Below are 20,384 nucleotides of genomic sequence, written 5' to 3'. Positions count from 1 at the left end.
TTGGACGCAGCCGGCGGTCATTCGGTTCCACCTTCTTTCGGAGCTCCGTCAGCCGGCACCGCATGCGCCGAGCGCACCGCCAGATCGCAGTGGCTGCGGATCTGCCGAGGGCGCTGACAGCCGATCGCGATCCGCACCGGTCCGTCGGCGAACACCACCCACTCGATGGTCCGACCCGGCCTATTCTCGGTATAGCTGATGACATCGCGCTCCCCGCGCCGGTCATGCTCCCGAAAGTCGGTGAAGACCCCGGTGGGTTGAACCGCGAGCGCCGCCGCCAGCACGGCGACCGGGTCCGGACCGGCCGGTGATTGGGTGAGCAGGATCGCCGCATCCGGATGCTCCGCCGAGATCGACTGCAGCCGTGGTGAACCCGGTCCGTCGATGAGGCGCTTGCGCTCCCAGTTCGCGGGCAGCAGCACGGCAACCCGCCCCTCGACCACCAGCTGGTCCTGCGCCGCTGATGGGCGGTCAACCTGCCAGAACAACCCTGTCCCACACATTGCCACCGCCGTCACGCCGGCCAAGATCGGCGACATGCGCATCCGGCGTGGCCGAGCACAGCCGGCGGTCTCGCGGACCAACACATGGTCGTCCACGATCGCGGCATCGCGGCCACCGGCCAGCACATCGCCGGCGATGGTCTCGGCAAGTCCTCGCGCACCGGACACCCCGACCGGCGCGTCGAGCAGAACCGTCGTGCCCACCGTGATCTGCGCCGTGACCTGCTCGGCGACGGTGTCACCGACCCTCGGTATCGAGGCCACCACCCGGTCGTCGACGCGGACGAGGACGAACTCCTCGGCGATCTCGACGATCACATCCGCCGCCCGGCGATACACGGTGTGCCGTTGCCGGACAACGGGTTCACCGCCGACGGCGCGGCAGACGCGATCGACGCGGCGCGGATGCCACCACCCTGGGCAGACCAGCAGCACCGGACCCGAGCGTTCGACATCGACCTGCAGAACGGTGCGCCACAAATCGTCGACATCCACCGGCCCGTCATCGACAACTGTGTACCGATCATCGATCGCCGCGCACGCCGCCGCGGCCAGATCGGCGCGAACCGGCACAGATCCGTGCACGGTGGCCGGGCCGACCACCAGCACCGTCACGGCGGCTCGGTCCAGGCGATCTGGACACGTTCGACGGCATGTCCGCGCAGCACCAGCGTCGCCCGACCCGGCGGCAACACCGCCGGGCGGGTGGCGCCAAGCAACGGGCCCTCGTCGGTGGCAGTGCTCATCACCAACCCCGCGCTGCCGAGCTCGCGCATCATCGCGGGCACCGGATCGTAGAGAGCGCGTGCCGCTCCCCCGGCACGACGAGCGACGACGAGGTGCAGCCCGATATCCCTGGCATAGGGCAGGAACTCCAGCAGTGGGTTCAGCGGATCGGTGCCGGCGGTCAGCAGCTCGTGATCGTCGACGACGAGGTAGATTTCCGGGCCCGACCACCAGGACCGGTCACGCAGCTCCTGCTGGGAGACCGAGGCCCCGGGCAGGCGCCCGCGGAGCATGTCGGCCAGCCCCCGCAGCTGCTCACCGAGGATGGCCGCAGAGATGGCATATCCGCCGAGGTGCGCATCATCGACGACACCGAGCAGTGTTCGTCGCGCGTCGGCGAGGTAGAGCCGCACCTCACCGGGCTCACAGGCCTTGGTCAACTGCACGCACAGGGTCCGCAACAGGGCGGTCTTCCCGCAACCGCTGTCGCCGAGCACGATCAGATGCGCCGAGTCGGTGAAATCGACCGTCACCGCGCCGAGTTCGGTCTCACCGATACCCATGACGACATGTGTCCGGGGGCGCACCGACCGGGGCAACCGCTCGCGGTCCAGTCGCGCCGGCAGCAACCGCACCGGTGGCGCCGTGGGGCCGGGGTGACGGGTCAGGACGGCCCGCACGGAGCCGGCGACATCGGAAGAGTCCAGGTGTGGCAGGGCCAATGCGGCCAGATTTCCGTCGCGGGTGAGCGCGGTTCCCGGCGGGCTGCCCGTCAGTTGGCGGGCCGCCGTCCGGTGGATCTCGGACTCCCCCGGTTCGCCGAGGCGCAGCTCCACCCGGCTGCCGAGTTGGTCCTTGAGCGCCGGCCGCAGTTCGGCCCACCGTGCCGCCGAGATCATGACGTGTACCCCGTGCGCCAGACCGTGTGCCGCGATGTCGGTGACCGCGTCCTGGAAGACACCCCCATCCTCGCGCAGTGCCGCCCAGCCATCAATGACGAGGAAGACCTCGCCATAGCCGTCGGATCTCGCAGGCTGGGCCGCCCGCCGCCGGATCAGCGTCTGGACCGTCGCGATCGTGCGGGCGACGAGCTCGGGTTCATCACGTCCGGCCAGCACCCCGATATGAGGGAGCCCGCGCAGCGCTGCCAGAGTGCCCCCGCCGAGATCCAGGCAGTAGAACTGGATGTCGCCGGGGCCGTGCCGCATCGCGAGCGCCAGCAGCAGGGTGCACAACGCGGTGGACTTGCCCGACCGGGTCGCCCCCACCACCGCCACATGCCCACCGGCGCCGGTCAGATCGACCGTGAACGGGTCCCGACGCTGGTCGAAGGCGTTGTCCACCAAACCGATCGGCGCCGTCAGTCTCGGACCGTCGTGTTCTGTCAGCAGATCGGTCAGCGTCGGCGGTGCGGACAACGGCGGCAACCAGATGCGGTGCGCGGGACGTCCATGACCGGCCAACCGATCGAGCATCGTCTCGAGCACAGTGGGTACCTGCCGCGCACTGCCGGTCGGCGCGGCCGGAGGCGGGAACAAGGTGAACAACGCGACGCCTGCCGGCTCCTCGGCGACCCGTCGCGCCGGCCCGGAGACATAGGTGGTGCGCAGTTTCACGAGCTCGCCGTCGACGGTTTTCAGGTAGGCAGACCCCGGCTCGGCCGACAAATCATAGGCGTCGGGAACGCCGATGACAGCACGAGAGTCACTGGTGGAGAACGTCTTCAGGCATATCCGATAGGAAAGGTGGGCCTCAAGGCCGCGCAGTCTGCCCTCATCGAGGCGCTGACTGGCCAGCAGCAGATGCATACCCAGCGAGCGTCCGAGCCTGCCGACGGCAAGGAACACCTCGGCGAAGTCCGGATGTCGGCTGAGCAGTTCGGAGAACTCGTCGATGACGAGGAAGAGCACCGGGAGCACGGTCAGATCCCGACCGGCCGCCCGCGCACGCCGGTACTCGGTGATGTTGCCGGTACCGCTCGCGCGCAGCAGCTGCTGGCGGCGCTGCATCTCTCCGGTCAGCGCGGCCTGCATCCGGCTGACCAGATGCGCCTCCTCGGCGAGATTGGTGATCACCGCTGCGACATGAGACAACCGTTCGAATCCGAGGAACGTCGCCCCACCCTTGAAATCGATCAGCGCCAGGTTCAATTCGTCGGAGGTGTGCATGGCGGCCAGACCGAGAACGAGGGTGCGCAGGAACTCCGACTTGCCCGACCCGGTGGCGCCGACACACAGACCGTGCGGACCCATCCCACCCTCGGCGGCCTCTTTGATGTCCAGATACACCGGCATGCCCCGGTTGTCGGGTCCGTCGCCGGTGCCGATCGGTACGCGCAACCGGACCCGAGAGTCCGGTGAGCGCAGTGGCGGACCATCCATTCCCACCAGCTCTGCCCAGCCGGGCACCGCCGCGCCGGAGCGCGCCGCGCCCGGTCGCCACCGCGCCACCCGGCGCGCGCACAGCAGCGCCTGCTCGGCTGACACCGCATCGGACCCCGGACCTGCCTCGATCCGTCGGTCGCCGTGCCCGCCGAGTTCCAACACGATATCGGCCGCACCCGCCGCGACCGGTCGGTCGTCGTCGACGATCAGCACGGTGCGCGCCGCGCTCGACGCGTACGCGTGGTGCGGCAGCCACTTCAGCCAATCCCAGCACCGGTCGCCCGCCCCGGCCCCGGCCCCGGCCCGCGCGACGATCCGGATATCGGCGGGACTGTGCCACACCGCGAGTTGACACACGATGGCCCGCACCAGATCACGGGCCGCCGCCGCGGCCCCGCCGAAGCCGAGATGACCGGACAGCTCGGTGACCACCGGCAGTCCCGGCACGATGGCGTGCGATGTCAGCAGCGCGTCCAAGGCGGCCTGGGTGACCGGGTCGGTCTCACCGACCGGCGAACTGTCCTCGACGGTCAGCGGTGTCGCGAGAATAGCCGGGCCGATGCCGACGCGGACCAGGCAGAAATCCGGGTCCGTCGCACGGCGCTCCCACATCCGCGCGGTCCCGGCGACGGTCCACAGCGCGGCGGGGTCCGGGTGCGTCCAGAGCAGGTTGGCGTGTTGGGCATCGGCGGTGGCAGCCGCATCCTGGCCCACCCCGTCCAGGTAGCGAAGGTAATCGCGACGTCCCGCGTCGATTTCGGTGGTGCGGCCCCGCATACCGTGGGCTGCCGTCGCCAGCACGGACACGAGCATCATCACCGGCAGCACCAGGTACATGGGGCTGCGCGCGGTGGGCAGTCGGTCACCGGACAGATAGAGGACCACCATGCCGCCGGCCGCCACGAGCATGACGACCGGCAACAACCGGATCAGCGGATTGGCCTGCGGCACGGCAGGCACCTCCGGTGGTGGACGCACCCGCACCGCACCCGAGGGCACCTGCGGTGCCGGTGCCCGGTGGTCCCTGACGAACTCCATGCCACCACTGACGCAGCGCGGTGGCGTTCGGTTCCGCCGAATTCTGGTGCGCGGACGACACATGCGCACCGATTACGGTGAGACGCAGGGGGCTGTCATGGATGATCCGTTGTGCCGGGTGACGATTCAGTGCGCACACACACCGCATGCCGTCGACCTGTCGTTGCCACGGCATGCCAGGCTCGGTTTGCTCATCCCCGATATCGTCGGGTTGGCGGCCGATACCGACCCACCGCAGGCCGGCTGGCGTCTGGACCGGGTCAACGGCGACCGCTGTGACGAGTCGATGAGCCTGCACGACAACGGGGTTCATGACGGGGATCTCATCGTGCTGTCGCCCGCCCAGTCCCCGGCGCCGGGACCGGTGCCCGCCGATGCCTGCGCAACCCTGGCCGATGCCGGACCGGATCGGCCGCCGCCGGCACCATCGGCGGCCGGTTGGACCATCGCGGGCATGGCCACCGCAGCCATCCTCGTACTCTGCGGGGTGACCGGCGCGAACCCACCGGCCACGGCGGGGCTCGCGGCCATGGTCGCGGTGGGCGCACTGCTCGTCGGGATGCGGACCGAGCAGCGCTGGGCGATGCTGCTGTGTGTTGTGTTCGGCGGTACGGCAGCATTTCTCGCCACACCGGGCCGGCCCGGTCCCGGTCACCTGTTACTGGCATCCGCGGTCTGCGCGTCGGTGTCGGTGATGCTGCTGCGGATCACCGCGTCCGGAAACCTGTTGTTCACCGCCATCGCCGCGGGGGCCGGCTCCATCACCGTGGTGACCGCTGCCGTGATGGCATTGTCGGCCGATCTGGCCGCCCAGGGTGCCGCGCAGGCCGTGGTGGCGCTCGGCGAGCTGGCCGTGGCGGGACGACTGGCCCTGTTCATCGGCGGCATCCGGCCCGGCCGGCCGATCTCCGGCGTGCATGCCGACCAGACCAGGGACCGCCTGGCCGGTCTGGTGGCCGGCTTCGCGGCGACCGCCGCCGTGGCCGCGATATCCCTGGCAGCGGGCGCCGCGCTGGGACAGCGACCATGGCCGGCCACGGCGGCGCTCGTCGCGGTGATCGCGACGGTACTCTCGCTGCGGGTGCGGTCGTACGCCGATCCGCGTTGCCGGCGCGCGGCGGGATGGTCCGGATTGATCTGCGCGGCAGCTGGTTTCACACTGTTGGCGATATCCGTTCCGACCCATGTCGGCTGGCCGATGGTCGCCGCCTTCGCGGTGGCCGCCTGGTACCGGGACCGGCACGCACCCGGCAACCCGGTGCTGACCAGGGTTGTCGATGCGGTCGAGTGCGTGGCATCGGCGGCGGTCATCCCGCTGGCCTGTTGGGTCGGTGGCGTATTCGATCTCGTCCGATCGACGAGCCTACTGTGAGACGCGTGGGTGGGATGGCCGCCGTGCTCATGGTGGTGATCGCACCGGTGGTCGTCGCCGCCCCGGCCGCCGCAGTGGGACCGCCGGCCATCGACATGACGCGCGTTCCCGCCCCGGGACCCGCCGCGCCCCGCAGCCCGACCGAGCAGACCCAGCCGTGCGTGGCGATACCCGCCACCCCGCCGCCGGTGCGTCCTGCGCGACCCGATCTGCAGGCAGCCTGGGCACGGACTCGCGGGTCGGGCCAGGTCGTCGCCGTGATCGACACCGGCGTGAACCCGCATCGCCTGCTGCCGCGTCTGCTGCCGGGTGGTGATTACGTATCGACCGGGGACGGTACCCAGGATTGCGACGGGCACGGCACCATCGTGGCCGGACTGGTCGGCGCGACCTACGACCCGGTGTCCGGTTTCGGCGGTATCGCACCCGAGGCAGCGATCCTGGCGATCCGGCAATCGTCGATGACGTTCCGCACCAGCGATGGTGCCGCACCCGAGGGTATCGGCGATGTCGATTCGCTCGCGGCCGCGGTGCGCAGCGCCGCCGACCAGGGCGCAACGGTCATCAACATCGCCTCGGTGGCATGCCTGGACGCCGCAACCGACCTCGACGATCGGGCACTCGGTGCGGCCTTGGCCTACGCGGTCGATGTGCGCAATGCGGTGGTGGTCGCGGCGGCCGGCAACGTCGGTGGCCGCGGCACCTGCCCGAAGCAGAACCCCGCCCCGGATCCGGGTCACCGGCATGAACCCGATTGGAATCGGGTAGATGTGGTGGTCAGTCCGAGCTGGTATGACGACCTGGTGCTCACTGTGGGCTCGGTCGACGCCGAGGGCAGGCCGTCGCGGTTCACCCTCGGCGGCCCGTGGGTGGATGTCGCCGCCCCCGGCGAAGGGGTGGTGTCGTTGAGCCCGGCCGGCGACGGGACCGTCGATGTGATGCCAGGACACGGCGGGCCACAACCGATTTCCGGAACCAGTTATGCCACCCCGGTGGTATCGGGGGTGGTCGCACTGCTGCGGTCGGTGGCACCGCAGTTGACCGCCAGACAGGTGATGCACCGCATCGAGAGCACCGCGCGGCGAACGGGTGCGGGCTGGGATCCACTGGTGGGCAGCGGAGTCGTCGATGTGCTCGCCGCGCTGGACGGCATCGGTGAAGCGCCGGCGGGCACCGCCCGCGCGGTGGATTCACCGGTGCCGGCTCATTCCGTGCCCGGCAACCGATTCGCGGTGATCGGTGCGGCCCTGTGCGCTGTGCTGGCCGTTGCTGCGGCGGTGATCCCACCACTGCGGTCACGGCGGGGTGAGGACATCGCGCATCAGGAGGGCGCTGTCGATGGCCAGTTCGGGTCCGTGCGGTAGCACGGCGAGGACCGGCCATGGCGCGGCACCGGGCGCCTGCGGCAACCCGAGTGCGGCCGCCGACTCGTCGTCACGTATACCGAACGCCGCCCCGGTCCCGGTGATCAGATAGCACGGGCCGGTCGTCGACCCGTCCCCGGCCGAGCCGGCGGCACGGACATAGACACTGCGACCCGGCGGGATCGACACCGCGTCGATATGCGGACCGGGGCCGTCGGCCTGGGCGAGGGCGACCGATGACGGCCCCGCGGGTGCGGCGGTCGCGGTGAAGGTCGTGGTCTCGGGTGACTGCCCGATCCCGGTCCATCGCCATTGCGCGCACAGCACATCGCCGAACTCCGCACCCACCGGCGCGGCCGCCGGAACCGTGGTGTGCGCGGCGGTCGACTCGGGCAGCATGTCGAGCAGCACTCGCGACACATTGAGTGGGACAACACCTTCCAATCTCATCTCGCCGACGGCGGAACGATCGCGCAGGTCGACAGCGCGCTTACGCCCGTCGTGCAGCAGGTAGGTGCGCGCCGATCCTCGGGCGGTGACCAGCATCGGCGGGGCGACCGATGGCGCGACGGGGACGCCGACGATCAGGGTGGTGGCGCGTTCGGGGGCGCCGTCGCAGAGCGTCCAGACCGTCGGGGCTGCGTCCAGTACCACGCCGATGCTGTTCGGGGCGCCCGCTATTCCCATCGCGGGACCGAGTTCGGCTTCGTCGAGCATCGCGGCACCGACCACGCGGGGCTGGGCCGGGGTGCCCGCGATCAACCGGGCCGACGCCAGGTTGGGGGTGGGGTGCACGGTGTCGCCGACCCGGACATACATCGCCCCGGACTCCCTGACCACCACGATGGGGTCATCACCCAGCGGACCGTGCGGGCGCAGCAGCGCCAGCACGGCGCACACCGCCAGCACGATCGCGGCGACGGCGAGCCCGGAGGCCAGCGAAAGGCGCTGGATACGAAGCGGATCGTCGAGCATCCGGGTGTCCCGGCAGACCAACGCATATTCGATCCTGCGAGTCAGGAAGCGGTATCCACTGACCTCCAACCGTGAAACCGAACGCCGCGCCATCTGACCCCCGGTTCGACCCTAACGGAATTCCGGACCACCCGAACACGGGAGTTTCTAGCGCCGGCGTGCCCACACATACGGAACCAGCGCACGCAGGAAATCCAGATCCGGGCCCTGGCGGGCGCCGGCGAACGCCTGCTCGAAATACTCTTCGGCCACCACCAGGATGCCCTCGGCGTACTCACGGGTGAAGGCGATGCTGCCGTAGTCGTCCATCAGCGAGCGCACCTTGTGCACCATGGCCTCGTCCCGGTCGGCCCGGTCACATCGCAGATAATGACGCAGTACCGCACGATCCTTTCCGCGTGCCACGTCCATCAGGTGCACCAGCGTCAGGGTCCGCTTTCCCTCGTACAGATCGCCGAGAATCTCCTTACCGTAGGTCTTTTCCTCACCGATGAGGTTCAGCAGGTCATCGCGGATCTGGAATGCCGCCCCGAAGTGGAAACCGAACCGGATCATCGGTGCCAACTCGGCGGTGCCGTTCGATCCGACCAGCGCCCCGACGCGCAACGGGTAGATGGTGGTGTACCAACAGGTCTTGTGCATGATCAAGTCGAGATAGTCTGACGGCGTGAGGTTTTCGACATTGTCGAGCTGCCATCCGACCTCGGTGGCCTGGCCCTCCAGGGTGCGCAGCGCCATCGTGTCGAACTCCGCCATCACCTGCTCTGCCAGGCTTCGGTCCAGCTGCCGGGTGGCCCGCCGTAAGACCTGACTGGCCACGATGGCGAGGGCGTCGCCGGCGTTGAGTGCCGCTGCCGTGCCGTAGGAGGCCGTCAGCGTGGGCCTGCCGCGGCGCATCTCGCTGCCGTCGGCGATATCGTCGTGGACGAGAAAGGCATTGTGCAGCAATTCGATCGCCACGGCGATACCCGTCAGCGCCGATGAATCCGCGCCGAAGGATCGCCCACTGGACAGGCACAACGCCGGACGCAAGGCCTTGCTGGGCCGCATCGGATACTCCCGCATCGGGGCGTAGAGCCACTGGACCGGCTCACCGTCGGGGATCGCGTCGAGCATCGCGCGGCGGACATCGCGGCCGACCAGGCGCAACCGGTTCTCGACATCCTCGACGAGTTCGGGCCGGTCGGCCGTGGCGGTCACGCCGGTTGATCCTGCACGCTGAGCTCGATCGGCAACCACAGCTCGGGGTGTCCCTGCGTGAACAGGATCCCGCGATACACCCCGGCCGGCACGCCGGCGCGGATCCGCAGCACGATCCCGCGACCCGAGCGCGGCGGCATCGCGACCGTGGCGGGAAGCAGGTCGACGTCGACGGCCGGTACGACGCTCCCCCCGTCTGATTCCAGGGCACCGATCCGCAGCCGGATCTCACCGGCGTCGTCGACGCCGCGATTGTCGAGCCAGATCTCCGCGGTGACGGTGTCGCCGGGGGCTGCCTCGATGGCGACCCGACCGGTGGCCGACCCGGCGGCGATGTCCAGCGTGGGCGGTCCGTCGCTGGAGCGGCCGGACTCGCGGTTTCCGGCGGCGGCGAATCCGCGGCCGAACTGGTCGATCAACGTCCACCAGGAAGCGAGCAAGGGTTCGATATCGGTGGCGCCCCAGAGGTCGGCGCGTTGGTCCTCCGAGAGCGCCGACCGCGAACCCGCCGTCCCGCCAAAGGTGTTCACGCTGTCGGAGGCCGCCGTGATGAAACGGTCGACGAGTTTGCTCGCAGCGCGCAGACCCTCGGCCTGAATCGCGGTCAGCGCCCGCATGTTGGCGGCCGAATCGAACACCGACGCCCAGGGAAGCCCGTTGCCAGTACCGTTTTCCACCGAAGTTCTCCTCCCGTCAACCCGCCCGCAAGCGGGTCCCCTGAGCGGTATGCTAACGGCGCCAACACCGCCAGGAGGGGTGATGTCGTCCAGCAGACAAGGCGTGCGACACCTGCTCGCGGTGTATGGCGGAATTTCGGCGGCGATAAGAGATTTCGATGGAAACGAATTCGGGGCGACGGTCGACGAGTTCCTGCCCGGATATTCGGCCCACCCCGACTGGTACTCCGAGGTCGACCACTTCCTGTATCCCACCGATCCCGGCGGACGACCCGATACCGAACAGGCCCTGACCGCGCTCGCCACCGAGGCCGCCGCCGATATCCGGCTGCCCCAGCCGCAGAAGGCCCGGCTGCTGCTCGCGCTGGCCGTGATCGCCAGGGTGAACAGGTTGCAACCCGACAACCCGCTGCCGGCCCTGTGCGCAGACGAGCATCGCGACCTCACCATCGAGGCACTGGCGGCGGCCGGCCCCGGTTCGTCGGGCCCGGGGCGGCGCCGCGATATGGCCCGGGCGTTCTTCGACGATCAGTTCGCCCGCACAGTTCCGGAATCGTTCGTCACACGCGATGCGTTCGACGACCTGCGCGCGGCGGCACTGCGGGCGGGCGCCATCGGCGAACAGACCGCGACGACACCGCTGTGCGCGACCGGGGTGGTGAACTATCGGGGGTTCGACTCGGTCGTGGTCGACACCGAGTTCAGTTCGGACTCGGTATCGCTGAACAATCTGAAACGGGTCGTCAACCCGTACAACTGGCACGATAACTACCCGGAATTCTTCCTCCGGATGTCGCACAACGGCCCGACCTACGCCCCCGACGGTTGGCGGCGGGTCCTGGAGACGGTGGGTTTGGTCGAGGGATTCGAACTCAACACCCCGCTGACGTTCAACCCGACGTCCGGTGCCACGGCGGCACGCCTCGATTACGACCTGGACCTCTCGCGCTTCGACACCGGCGACGGCCGGGTGCGGGTGGACCACGGCTACATCAACATGACCGCCATCGGGGATCCGGACAGCGGCGGGGTCCACATCCGCACCCGCAAGGTGGTGCACATCGAGGGCATCAGTCCGTTCGCCCAACAGCGCCTGGTCTGTATCTGCGGCTACGGCACCGCATCGTCGGACTTTCTGCTCGGCAGGGCCGATCCGCCGTATCCGACCGCCGAACCGTTCGACTACCCGGACACCGATGACACTGCCGGTGACATCGACGACACCCCGGCCGCCCCGCCGCGGCACGCCGTGCCCGCCGCCGTGCAGATCTGGACCGACACCATGATCGGCGTCACCGGTGATTACGCCGAACTCGCCGGCAAGTGGTGGGACCGGGGCCTCACTGCCGCCGATGTCACCGAGTTCGGCGGTCGGGTCGGCGGCCGAATGGCGGCCGCTCCACTGACGTTTCTGGATGCCATGTACCGATCCCGCCACCGGAGCCGGTAGATGCCGGACAAGGAATCACCGGTGGACCACGCGGCGACCGCCGCGCATCGGTACCTGGGTCAGCTGAACAGCATCGTCGAGAAGGCCGCCCGCACCGACGAACGCGGCGTGTGGGGAATCGACCCGTGGATCACCATCATCCATGATCTGATCGACCTGCAGATCCGGACGGCCGCCAACGGCGTCGCGCTGAGCCTGGCAGGTCCGTGGTGGTGCCGACCGGTCGAACGGTTCAGCGCCCTTTCGGAGGAGATCATCATCGCCGCAGCCCCCTACGAGCGGGTACTCACCGTGGCAGGCCCGTTCCGGCGCGTCGGTCGCGAGGGCGAAACCATCCCGGACCGGGCCATCGAGTTCGTGCCCGCCACCCTGCGTGCGGACGAGACCACGTTCCGGATAAAACTGACGGATGCGGATTACATCGGCGCCAACTATCTCGGCACGGTCGGATTCCGGCACCGTGAGCCCGGCGGGCGTGGTGCCGACCGACCACCGGTCACCATCGAAGTAGGCCTGTGAACGAATACACCGCCGGTCCGACGATCGAGGAACTGCTCGACAGCGCCGTCGCGGCCATCAATCGCCACGACCATGGCAGCGCGAGATCGCTGGCCCGCCAGGTGCTCGCGGTCGATCGCGATAATCTCGAGGCCGAGGAGCTGATGGCGGTCTCGGACAACGGATCCGTCGTGCAGCGGTTGACGCTGCTGTTCGTCGACGTGGTGGACTCGGTGGGTCTGTCGACCCGACTGGAACCCGAGATGTACAGCACGGTGATCCGCCGCTATCGCGACGAGGTGCACCGCATCGTCGCCACCTATGAGGGCCACATCGGCGCGGCCCAGGGCGACGGGCTGCTGATCACCTTCGGACATCCGACACCTCACGAGAACGATGCGCACCGCGCGGTGTCGGCCGGCTTGGACATCGCCGCGGAGGTGGCTGCACTCAGCAGGCGGTTGCGCCGCAAGTTCGGGTTCGGCATCGAGGTCAGGGTGGGTGTCCACCGCGGGGTGGTGACGATCGATCCGGTGCGCGACGAGGTCATCGGGGTCGGCGCCAACCTGGCCTCGCGAGTCTGTGACCTGGCCGAACCGGGCACGGTGGCAATCTCCGAGGCGGTGCGGCGGGTGTTGCGCGAGGACTTCACGCTGGAGCCGTTACCGCCCCGGTCGGTGAAGGGTTTCGACAAGCCCCTCGAGCATTTCCGGGTGCTGGCCGAACGCACCGAGGCACCGTTGCTGTCGGGTCCGCTGATCGGGCGCGATGACGAGATGGCCTATCTGCGGCGTTGCTGGGACGCCGCGCAGGCAGGCACCCTGACGGTGCCGGGGGTGGTGTTCAAGGGCGAGGGTGGCATCGGCAAGACCCGGCTGGCCGACGCGGCCATCGCGATGGCCCGCCAGTCCGGAGCCGTGGTGCTCGGCATCTACGGGTCGTCCTTCCACACCGATATCGGTCTGCGCCCGATCCGCCGCCTGCTGGAGGCGACGAGCGGTATCGCCCGCGACTCCGATCCGGCCCAGGGCCTGCGGCAGCTGCGATCCGAGGTCGTCCGCCACGGTCTCGATCCGGAGCAGGCAGTGCCCCTGCTCGCGCCCGTGCTCGGCATTGCACCGGGTGTCGACCACCAGCCACCGAGTGCGACGGCGGGGCGACTCTACGACCAGATCGCCGACACCGTCCGCAGATATCTGATCGCGGCAACCGGTGACGGGCCGGCGATGATGGTGTTCGAGGATGTGCACTGGTACGACGAGGACACCGTGGAGATCCTGCAGGCGGTGCTGAGCGAGGCGCCCGGGCGACTCATGGTGGTCGTCACCGGCCGCGAGGTCCCGGCGCTGGCCCACTGCAGAACCTTCGAGCTCACCCCGTTCGAGGAGCACCACTCCGATCTGTTGATCACCGCACTGCATCCAGATCTCGACGACGCCGCCCGCCGGGCAGTGGTGGATCGTTGCGATGGAATGCCGCTCTACATCGAAGAAGTCGTGGCGAAGATGCAATCCGCGCCCGCCGAGTCGACGGAGACCGGCAAGGTGCCGGACACCCTCTACGAGGCCCTGGTGGCGCGGTTACGACTCAACGAGCGCTCATGGCAGGTGATCGAGGCCGCCGCGCTGATCGGCAGTCAGGTCGACCAGGCCCTGCTCGCCGCCGTGGTCGAACTCGACCGCCGGGCGATCGAGGACATCCTCGACGAGCTGACCCGCAACCGGGTGATGAAGCCGTTCGGCAACGGCGGCTGGCGTTTCCGGCACGAGTTGCTGCGCGAGGTGGCTGCCGAGTTGCTGCCGCCCAGCGCACGCAAGCGGCTGCACAACCGGATCGGGACCGCACTGGTCAGCTCGGCGGCCGATGGCACACCCGAATGGCCCTTGGTCGCACACCATTACGAACAGGGTGAGCAATTCGACGAGGCCGCCGACAGTTATGAGAAGGCCGCGGCCGACGCACGGCGACGCGGCGCGCTCAACGAGGCCAGATCCCTGTTGAGCCGAGCACTGGACAGTACCGCCGAGCTGCCACCCGATACCGAGGCACGCGATGCCCGCGAGGTGGCGATACGGCTCGAGCGCGGCTTTCTCGGGTTCGCGGCCGCCGGCCACGCCAGCGTGGAAGCGGCCGCCGACTTCGAGCGCTGCCTGCAGATCATCGACAACCACCCGGGCGTGGAGATGTTCGCGACGTTCAGCGCCCTGTGGAGTTTCTTCGCCTCGCGCGGCGATCTGCGCAGGTCCGCCCAGTTGGTGGACGCGTTGCGCACCAACATCGCCGATATGCCGCAGTGGTACCAGGCGGTGATGGATGCGGTCGTCGGTTCACTGGCGCTGTTCCGCGGTGAGCTGAACAGCGCACGCAGTTGGTTGGAGTCGGCCGCGGCGGCCATCGCAGAGATGGAATCGCCGGAGATCGACGGGGATTGGTATGCACCCAACGATCCGGTCGGCGGGATGTATGCGTTGCTCGGTCTGACCCGCTATCTGCAGGGCGATCTCGAATCGGCCGTCGAATCGTTCGCCGATCTGGAAAAGCGTTGTCAGGCATTGATCTTCCCGCACGGCCCGTTCACCGAGTGTTACGGCAGGGTGCAGGAGGCCGTGGTGCGCACCCATGCCGGGCATTGCGCGCAGGCGATCGATCTCGCGGGACGCATCGCCGAGATCGCCACCGAGAACGGCCTCGACGAGTGGGTGATGATCTCGGCCACCGCGGCGGCCAACGCCGGCGCGAAGGCCGCGCTGACGGGGCCGGAACCGGACCTGGCGGCGCTGCGCGAGAGCACTGCCACGCTGGCGGCCCTGGTGCAGGTCTGGCGAGATTACGAGCTCAAGGCATTTCTGTGCTGGTATGACGCCGGGCTGACGGCCGCGTTGCTCGGAGCCGGCGATATCCAGGGCGCGCGCCGGCAGATCGACATGGCATTGCAGATGTCGGCGGAGACCTCGTGGCATCTTTTCGACGCCGATCTGCTGCGGCTGCGTGCCCACACCCAGGACTCGGCCGATGATCGGGACGCCGACCTGGAGAACGCGCTGGCGTTGGCCCGCACCCAGGGTGCCGTGGTGCTGGAACTGGCGGTGGCCGCCGATCGCTTCCGGATCCACGGGGATCGCTGCCGAGCCGATCTGGAGCAGGTGATCGCCCGGCTACCCGCCGATCAGGAGTGGCCGGCACTCGCCGAGGCGCGCGCGTTGTTGCACTGATGCCGAGTCGGGGGAAGGTCGCGATACTCGGCGGCGGGATGGCGGGCCTCAGCGCGGCGTGGCGACTGAGTTCGCCGGGTTGGCGGGACCGTTTCGACTCCATCACCGTCTATCAGCGCGGTTGGCGGCTCGGCGGTAAGGGTGCCTCCAGCCGCGGGGTGCATGACCGCATCGAGGAGCACGGCCTGCACGTATGGCTGGGGTCCTATGAGAACGCCTTCGCGCTGTTGCGCGAATGCTATGCCGAGATCGACCGTGCGACAACGGATCCCGACTGTCCGATCCTGACCTGGGACCAGGCGCTGGCACCGGCCGACGAACTGGGGATGGCCGACCACTGGGCAGGTAGCTGGTCGGTGTGGCCTGGCCGATTCTCCCGAAACGCCGACGTACCCGGCGAACCGGACTCCGACGGACGGGAGCTGACCGTCGTCGGGTTCCTGCGCAGGGTGCTGCAGCTGCTGTCGGATTTCGCCGCCTCACTCGACGCCGACGACGAGCCGGACACCGATCCGGACAGCGCGGCCCGCGTGATCCGCATCTCGACCCTGATCGGCGAGAGTGTCCGCGATGTGCTGAGCGGACTGGTCCAGCGACCGGCATCTGAGTCGGTCGGCAGGCCGTTCGACGAACCGCTGCAGGCGCTTCGCGATGCGCTCGACCATGAGCGCCGGCCGCGACACCGCCGCTTCTGGCTGTTGTTGTCACTGGTGACGGCGACCGCGCGCGGCCTGATCGCCGATGACCTACTGACCGACCCGGCCGGGTTCCGGGCGATCAACGACGAGGAATACCGCGATTGGCTGCGCCGCCACGGTGCTCACCCCGATGTACTGGACTTCGCTCTGGTCCGGGGTCTGTACGACATGGTCTTCGGATACGAGGACGGCGACTGCACCCGGCCGTCGTTCGCCGCAGGCCTGGCCGTGCTGCTGACCGGAATCGCGCTGTTCCAGTACAAGGGTGCGTTCTTCTGGAAGATGTCCGCCGGCATGGGTGATGTGGTGATCGCCCCGATCTACCAGGCGTTGCGCGCCCGCGGCGTGCGATTCGAGTTCTTCCATCGGGTGGATGCGTTGCATCTGGACGCCACCAGATCTCGGGTGGAGTCCATCTCGATGGGACGCCAGGTCGACCTCGTCGACCCGCGGACGCCCTACGATCCGTTGATCCGGGTCGGCGGGCTGCCGGTTTTCCCCGCCGCGCCCCTGCGCGACCAGATCGTCGACGCCGACCGGCCGATGCGCGATCTGGAGTCGCATTTCGCCGAGCGGAGCGACGCCGGGCAGCGCATCCTGCGGTGCGGAACGGACTTCGACCACGTGGTGCTGGCCGCGTCGGCGGGGATGGTGGAGATCATCTGCGGCGAACTGATCGCCGACCGACCCGAGTGGCGGGACATGACGCATCATGTGAAGACGGTGGCCACCCAGGCCTTTCAGCTCTGGCTCTCCCCCGACGAATCGAGTCTCGGTTGGTTCCGGCCGGGCGTGACCACCAGCGGCTACGTCGCACCATTCGACACCTGGGCGTCGATGCCGCAGACGCTGTGGGCCGAGAACTGGCCCGCCGAGGACGATCCGAAGACGGTGGCCTACTTCTGTGGCGTGTTCGACGCCCCATGGCCGCCGGATGTCGAGGACCGCGAGTACCTACGCCGGTCTCGTGAGCGGGTGCTGGCGACCGCGGCCGAGTATCTGGACCGACACGTCGCGCTGTACCTGCCGGGGGCGGTCCACACGGACGGCTTCGCTTGGGAAATGCTCTGCGGCACAGAAGGTCTGCGGGGCACCGCTGCGTTAGAGACCCAGCATGTCAGCGTCAACATCGACCCCTCGGACCGGTATGTGCAGTCGGTCCCGGGCTCGGACAAGTACCGACTGCGTCCGGACGAGAGTGGTTATGACAACCTGGTGTTGGCCGGCGACTGGACCGATTGCGGGATGAACGCCGGCTGTATCGAAGCCGCCGTCATGTCGGGCCTACAAGCGGCGAATGCGCTGCTCGGCCGGAGCAGGTTCTATCGAATCCGTGGTTTCTACCTGCCCTGACCGCGACCCAGCGGTGTCACCGTCAGCGTGACTCCCTGCGCGGGAAGCTTTTCCAGCAACAGGTCACCCATTGCCGCGACCGGGGTGAGGACACCGCGCAGCGCGGACAGCCGGTCGGAGTCGGTGACCATCGCCATCGCCGCCGCGGCGATCAGTGTCGCCGTCGCCGAGTATCCGGGATCGCCGCGCTGCGCCATGGTCGCCACGTAACGGTGTCCCGCCGCGGTCCTGGTGTAGGTCTCGACCACGTACCGGCCGCGTTCACCGTGATCGTGGCCGGCGGTCGAATCCTTCACCAGCCGATCCATCACCGGCGAGGGCACCCTCGCCAGATAGGCCCCGCCGAGGCGCGCAGCCGCGGTGATGGTCGGACCGCTCATCGCCGCGAGAAACGGTGCCATCGGCGAGGATCCGTAACTCAGCGTCTCGGTGTAGCGCAGTCCACGACCGTACGGCCAGCCGAGCAGCGCGTTGGTCCGCCGCACACAGCGGGTGTTGTACAACGCCATCAGGTAGCCCCCGGTCCACAGCCCGGCCAGCTCGGGGGCGATCTCGGACCCACTGAACACCGGAACGTCGGGCTGGGCACCGAGATCGGGTTCGCCGGCCCGGTCCGGGGACAGGCTGTAGGGATCGTCGAGTACCGCGCGCAGGGACGGATCGGCGTGTGCCGCGCGCATCAGTTCGACCATCGTGCGCAGCGAGCCGCCCGAGCATCCGCCGGAGTAGGCGCGCAGCACCATGGTCGTGCGGCCGAGCTCGCCGGCGCCGTCGTCGACGGCTCGACGGTGCAGGGCATGGACGGTGAGATCGGATGGGATGGAATCGAATCCGCAGGAATGCACGATGCGTGCTCCGGTGGACGCCGCGATGCGGTGATAGTCATGGATGCTGGCGCGTACGAACGGGATCTCGCCTGCCAGATCCAGATAGTCGGTGCCGGCGTACGCGCAGGCGGCCACCAGGGGCATGCCGACCGCCGAATAGGGGCCGACCGTACTGACCAGAACCCGGGTCCGGCCGGCCAGGTTCGCCAGCGCGCCGGGTTCGTCGAGGCCGGTGACGAGCACCGGCCAGTCCCGCGCACCGGGACCGAGCGAATCACGCAGCGCGGTCATCCGGTCGGTGGACCTGCCGGCCAGGGCGATGTGCACACCGCCGTAGGCGGCGAGAGCACGCGCGACGTATCGACCGACGAAACCCGTCGCGCCGTAGAGCACGATGTCCAGATCACGCCGGGCGCGCATGCTGATCGACGCTACCCGTCCCGGCCTCGCCGTTCCCGATAAGCGGCAACATGCTGACGGTTACCGCAGTTTCCGGTGTCGCAGAAGATCTTCGACCGGTTGCGCGAGATGTCGAACAGTGCCGCCGTGCAGTCCGGTGCCGCGCACACCTTGAGCCTGCGCAGCTCACCACCGCGGATCAGGTCGGCCAGCGCCATCGCCATCTCCGCACCCATCCGCTGAGCCAGCGGATCCCGGACGGAGGCCAGATGAAGATGCCATTCCGGCATCTCGGCATGCCGGGTCAGCCAGGGTGAGGCATGGGTGTCGGCCAGCAGGGCGTTGACCTGATTCACCGTGCGCTCCTCGTCGTCGGCACCCTCCCAGAGCCTGCCGAGCCGTTCACGCAGTCGGTGCACGGCGGCCAGTTCTTCGTCGTCGCGATCACGGCGGCCGGTCCAGCCGAATTCGCCCAGATAGCTCTCCAAACCGGCCAGATCGGCGAGCTCGTCACCGTCGACGCGGTCGCTGTTGATCAGCACGCAGGCAGCGCGGAGTGTGAGTTCCGTGTCATGAGTAAAAATCATTTGACGCGTGACTCCCGTCGCCGTTAGTGTCATGAGCAACTTCCATTTTACTCATTACAGTCCGGAGTGTTCCATGACGACGATCGACGCGCGCGCGACGACCAGGTTTCGGGTCGGTCTGATCTTCGCGATCACCTCGGCCTTCACCTTCGGCATGTCCGGCCCGCTCGCCAAGGCACTGATGGAGGCCGGTTGGACTCCGACCGCGGCCGTGACCGCCCGGTTGGCCGGCGGCGCGCTGGCGATGGCCGCGTTCGCGACCTACTACCGTCCTGGCTGGGTCCGTGAGGCCCTGCGGCACCGCACAACGGTCATCGCCTACGGCCTGATCCCCATTGCGGGCGCGCAGCTGTGCTACTACAACGCCGTCTCCCACCTTTCGGTGGGCGTGGCACTGCTGCTGGAGTACACCGCCCCGATCCTGGTGGTCGGCTGGTTGTGGGCCACCACGCGGCGACGGCCCGCTGCGCTCACACTGGCCGGCGCGGCACTGGCGGTCGCGGGCATCGTGCTGGTGCTCGACGTCGTCGCCGGTGCCCACATCAATTCGACCGGGGTGGCCTGGGGCCTGGCCGCGGCGATCTGCGCCGCCTGCTATTTCATGATGTCGGAGAAGGCCAGCTCCGACGGCACCGGCCTGAGCCCGGTGACCCTGGCCGCCGCCGGTCTCGTCATCGGCGCCCTCGCGGTGGCGGGACTCGGCGCGAGCGGTGTGCTGCCGCTGCGCTTCACCGCCACCGACACCATCGTCGCCGGTCTCACCCTGCCCTGGTACGTCCCGGTGATCGCGCTTGCGCTCATCCCGACGGCCATCGCCTACACCCTGGGCATCATGGGCATCGCCCGGTTACAGCCCCGGTTCGCCTCGCTGGTCGGGCTGTCCGAGGTCCTGTTCGCGGTGCTGATCGCCTGGGTCGTCCTCGGCGAATCGGTCTCGGTGACCCAAGCAATCGGCGGTGCGGTGGTGTTGATGGGCCTGGCCCTGGCCCGCCATGGCGACCGGTCCGATCGGGTGGCGCAGGCCAATTGGCCGGACGTGCCACCGCCTGCCGAACGACCGATTGCTCATACCTGACCATCAGATGTGAAGATGGGCTCGTGAAGTTGCGCAAGATGGCGGC

14 protein-coding genes are annotated in these 20,384 nt (G+C 68.8%); 7 read left to right on the top strand and 7 right to left on the bottom strand.

The window, feature by feature from the left end; all coding sequences use genetic code 11:
- Positions 1 to 17 precede the first annotated feature (17 nt).
- Entirely contained in the window at positions 18 to 1,118 is a 1,101-nt protein-coding gene (locus G154_RS11400) for a type VII secretion-associated protein (protein WP_019512336.1), read from the bottom strand.
- Positions 1,115 to 4,651 carry a type VII secretion protein EccCb gene (gene eccCb / locus G154_RS11395; protein WP_019512337.1) on the bottom strand — a complete coding sequence of 1,179 codons (3,537 nt, stop codon included), beginning with the start codon at positions 4,649 to 4,651 and terminating at the stop codon, positions 1,115 to 1,117. The genes G154_RS11400 and eccCb overlap by 4 nt, the downstream gene beginning before the upstream one ends.
- Before the next feature lie 97 nt (positions 4,652 to 4,748).
- On the opposite strand from eccCb, the gene eccD reads away from it, so the two are divergent.
- Positions 4,749 to 6,023: a type VII secretion integral membrane protein EccD gene (gene eccD, locus G154_RS11390; protein WP_157884741.1), complete on the top strand. Its 1,275-nt coding sequence runs from the start codon at positions 4,749 to 4,751 to the stop codon at positions 6,021 to 6,023.
- 14 nt (positions 6,024 to 6,037) lie between these two features.
- On the top strand, positions 6,038 to 7,387 hold the full coding sequence (mycP, locus tag G154_RS11385) for a type VII secretion-associated serine protease mycosin (RefSeq protein WP_019512339.1): 1,350 nt from the start codon (positions 6,038 to 6,040) through the stop codon (positions 7,385 to 7,387).
- Here mycP and eccB read toward each other — a convergent pair.
- Genes eccB through G154_RS11370 form a run of 3 tightly spaced genes read right to left on the bottom strand, consistent with a single transcriptional unit; the run spans position 7,319 to position 10,239 of the window.
- A complete protein-coding gene (gene eccB, locus G154_RS11380; RefSeq protein ID WP_019512340.1) occupies positions 7,319 to 8,455 on the bottom strand; it encodes a type VII secretion protein EccB in 1,137 nt (378 codons plus the stop codon). The two genes, mycP and eccB, sit on opposite strands and share 69 nt — an antisense overlap.
- A 54-nt stretch (positions 8,456 to 8,509) precedes the next feature.
- Positions 8,510 to 9,562 carry a polyprenyl synthetase family protein gene (locus tag G154_RS11375; RefSeq protein WP_019512341.1) on the bottom strand — a complete coding sequence of 351 codons (1,053 nt, stop codon included), beginning with the start codon at positions 9,560 to 9,562 and terminating at the stop codon, positions 8,510 to 8,512.
- On the bottom strand, positions 9,559 to 10,239 hold the full coding sequence (locus G154_RS11370) for a hypothetical protein (protein WP_019512342.1): 681 nt from the start codon (positions 10,237 to 10,239) through the stop codon (positions 9,559 to 9,561). Before G154_RS11370 ends, G154_RS11375 begins: the two co-directional genes overlap by 4 nt.
- A gap of 82 nt (positions 10,240 to 10,321) precedes the next feature.
- On the opposite strand from G154_RS11370, the gene G154_RS11365 reads away from it, so the two are divergent.
- From G154_RS11365 to G154_RS11350, 4 genes are read left to right on the top strand one after another with little or no spacing between them, the layout of a single operon-like run.
- Positions 10,322 to 11,689: a hypothetical protein gene (locus G154_RS11365; RefSeq protein ID WP_131701296.1), complete on the top strand. Its 1,368-nt coding sequence runs from the start codon at positions 10,322 to 10,324 to the stop codon at positions 11,687 to 11,689.
- Positions 11,690 to 12,208 (top strand): hypothetical protein, encoded by a 519-nt coding sequence (locus G154_RS11360; RefSeq protein ID WP_019512344.1) that lies wholly within the window; start codon positions 11,690 to 11,692, stop codon positions 12,206 to 12,208.
- The gene (locus G154_RS11355) at positions 12,205 to 15,399 is read left to right on the top strand and encodes an adenylate/guanylate cyclase domain-containing protein (RefSeq protein ID WP_019512345.1); all 3,195 of its coding nucleotides are present in this window, start codon (positions 12,205 to 12,207) and stop codon (positions 15,397 to 15,399) included. Before G154_RS11360 ends, G154_RS11355 begins: the two co-directional genes overlap by 4 nt.
- Positions 15,399 to 17,450, top strand: coding sequence for an FAD-dependent oxidoreductase (locus G154_RS11350; RefSeq protein ID WP_019512346.1), 2,052 nt, complete (start codon positions 15,399 to 15,401; stop codon positions 17,448 to 17,450). The genes G154_RS11355 and G154_RS11350 overlap by 1 nt, the downstream gene beginning before the upstream one ends.
- Here the strand turns inward: G154_RS11350 and G154_RS11345 are convergent.
- On the bottom strand, positions 17,438 to 18,697 hold the full coding sequence (locus G154_RS11345; RefSeq protein WP_019512347.1) for a trans-acting enoyl reductase family protein: 1,260 nt from the start codon (positions 18,695 to 18,697) through the stop codon (positions 17,438 to 17,440). The genes G154_RS11350 and G154_RS11345 overlap by 13 nt on opposite strands.
- A gap of 11 nt (positions 18,698 to 18,708) precedes the next feature.
- The gene (locus G154_RS11340) at positions 18,709 to 19,263 is read right to left on the bottom strand and encodes a CGNR zinc finger domain-containing protein (protein ID WP_023985360.1); all 555 of its coding nucleotides are present in this window, start codon (positions 19,261 to 19,263) and stop codon (positions 18,709 to 18,711) included.
- A 73-nt stretch (positions 19,264 to 19,336) separates the two neighbouring features.
- Between G154_RS11340 and G154_RS11335 the strand changes: the two genes are divergently transcribed.
- Positions 19,337 to 20,338, top strand: coding sequence for a DMT family transporter (locus G154_RS11335; RefSeq protein ID WP_019512349.1), 1,002 nt, complete (start codon positions 19,337 to 19,339; stop codon positions 20,336 to 20,338).
- The last annotated feature ends 46 nt before the right edge of the window (positions 20,339 to 20,384 follow it).

The organism is Mycobacterium sp. VKM Ac-1816D, from assembly GCF_000416385.1.
In the GTDB taxonomy this organism is placed as follows: domain Bacteria; phylum Actinomycetota; class Actinomycetes; order Mycobacteriales; family Mycobacteriaceae; genus Mycobacterium; species Mycobacterium neoaurum_A.
The sequence above is the reverse complement of the archived record's forward strand: the minus strand, read 5'-3'. Positions and strand labels throughout refer to the sequence as shown.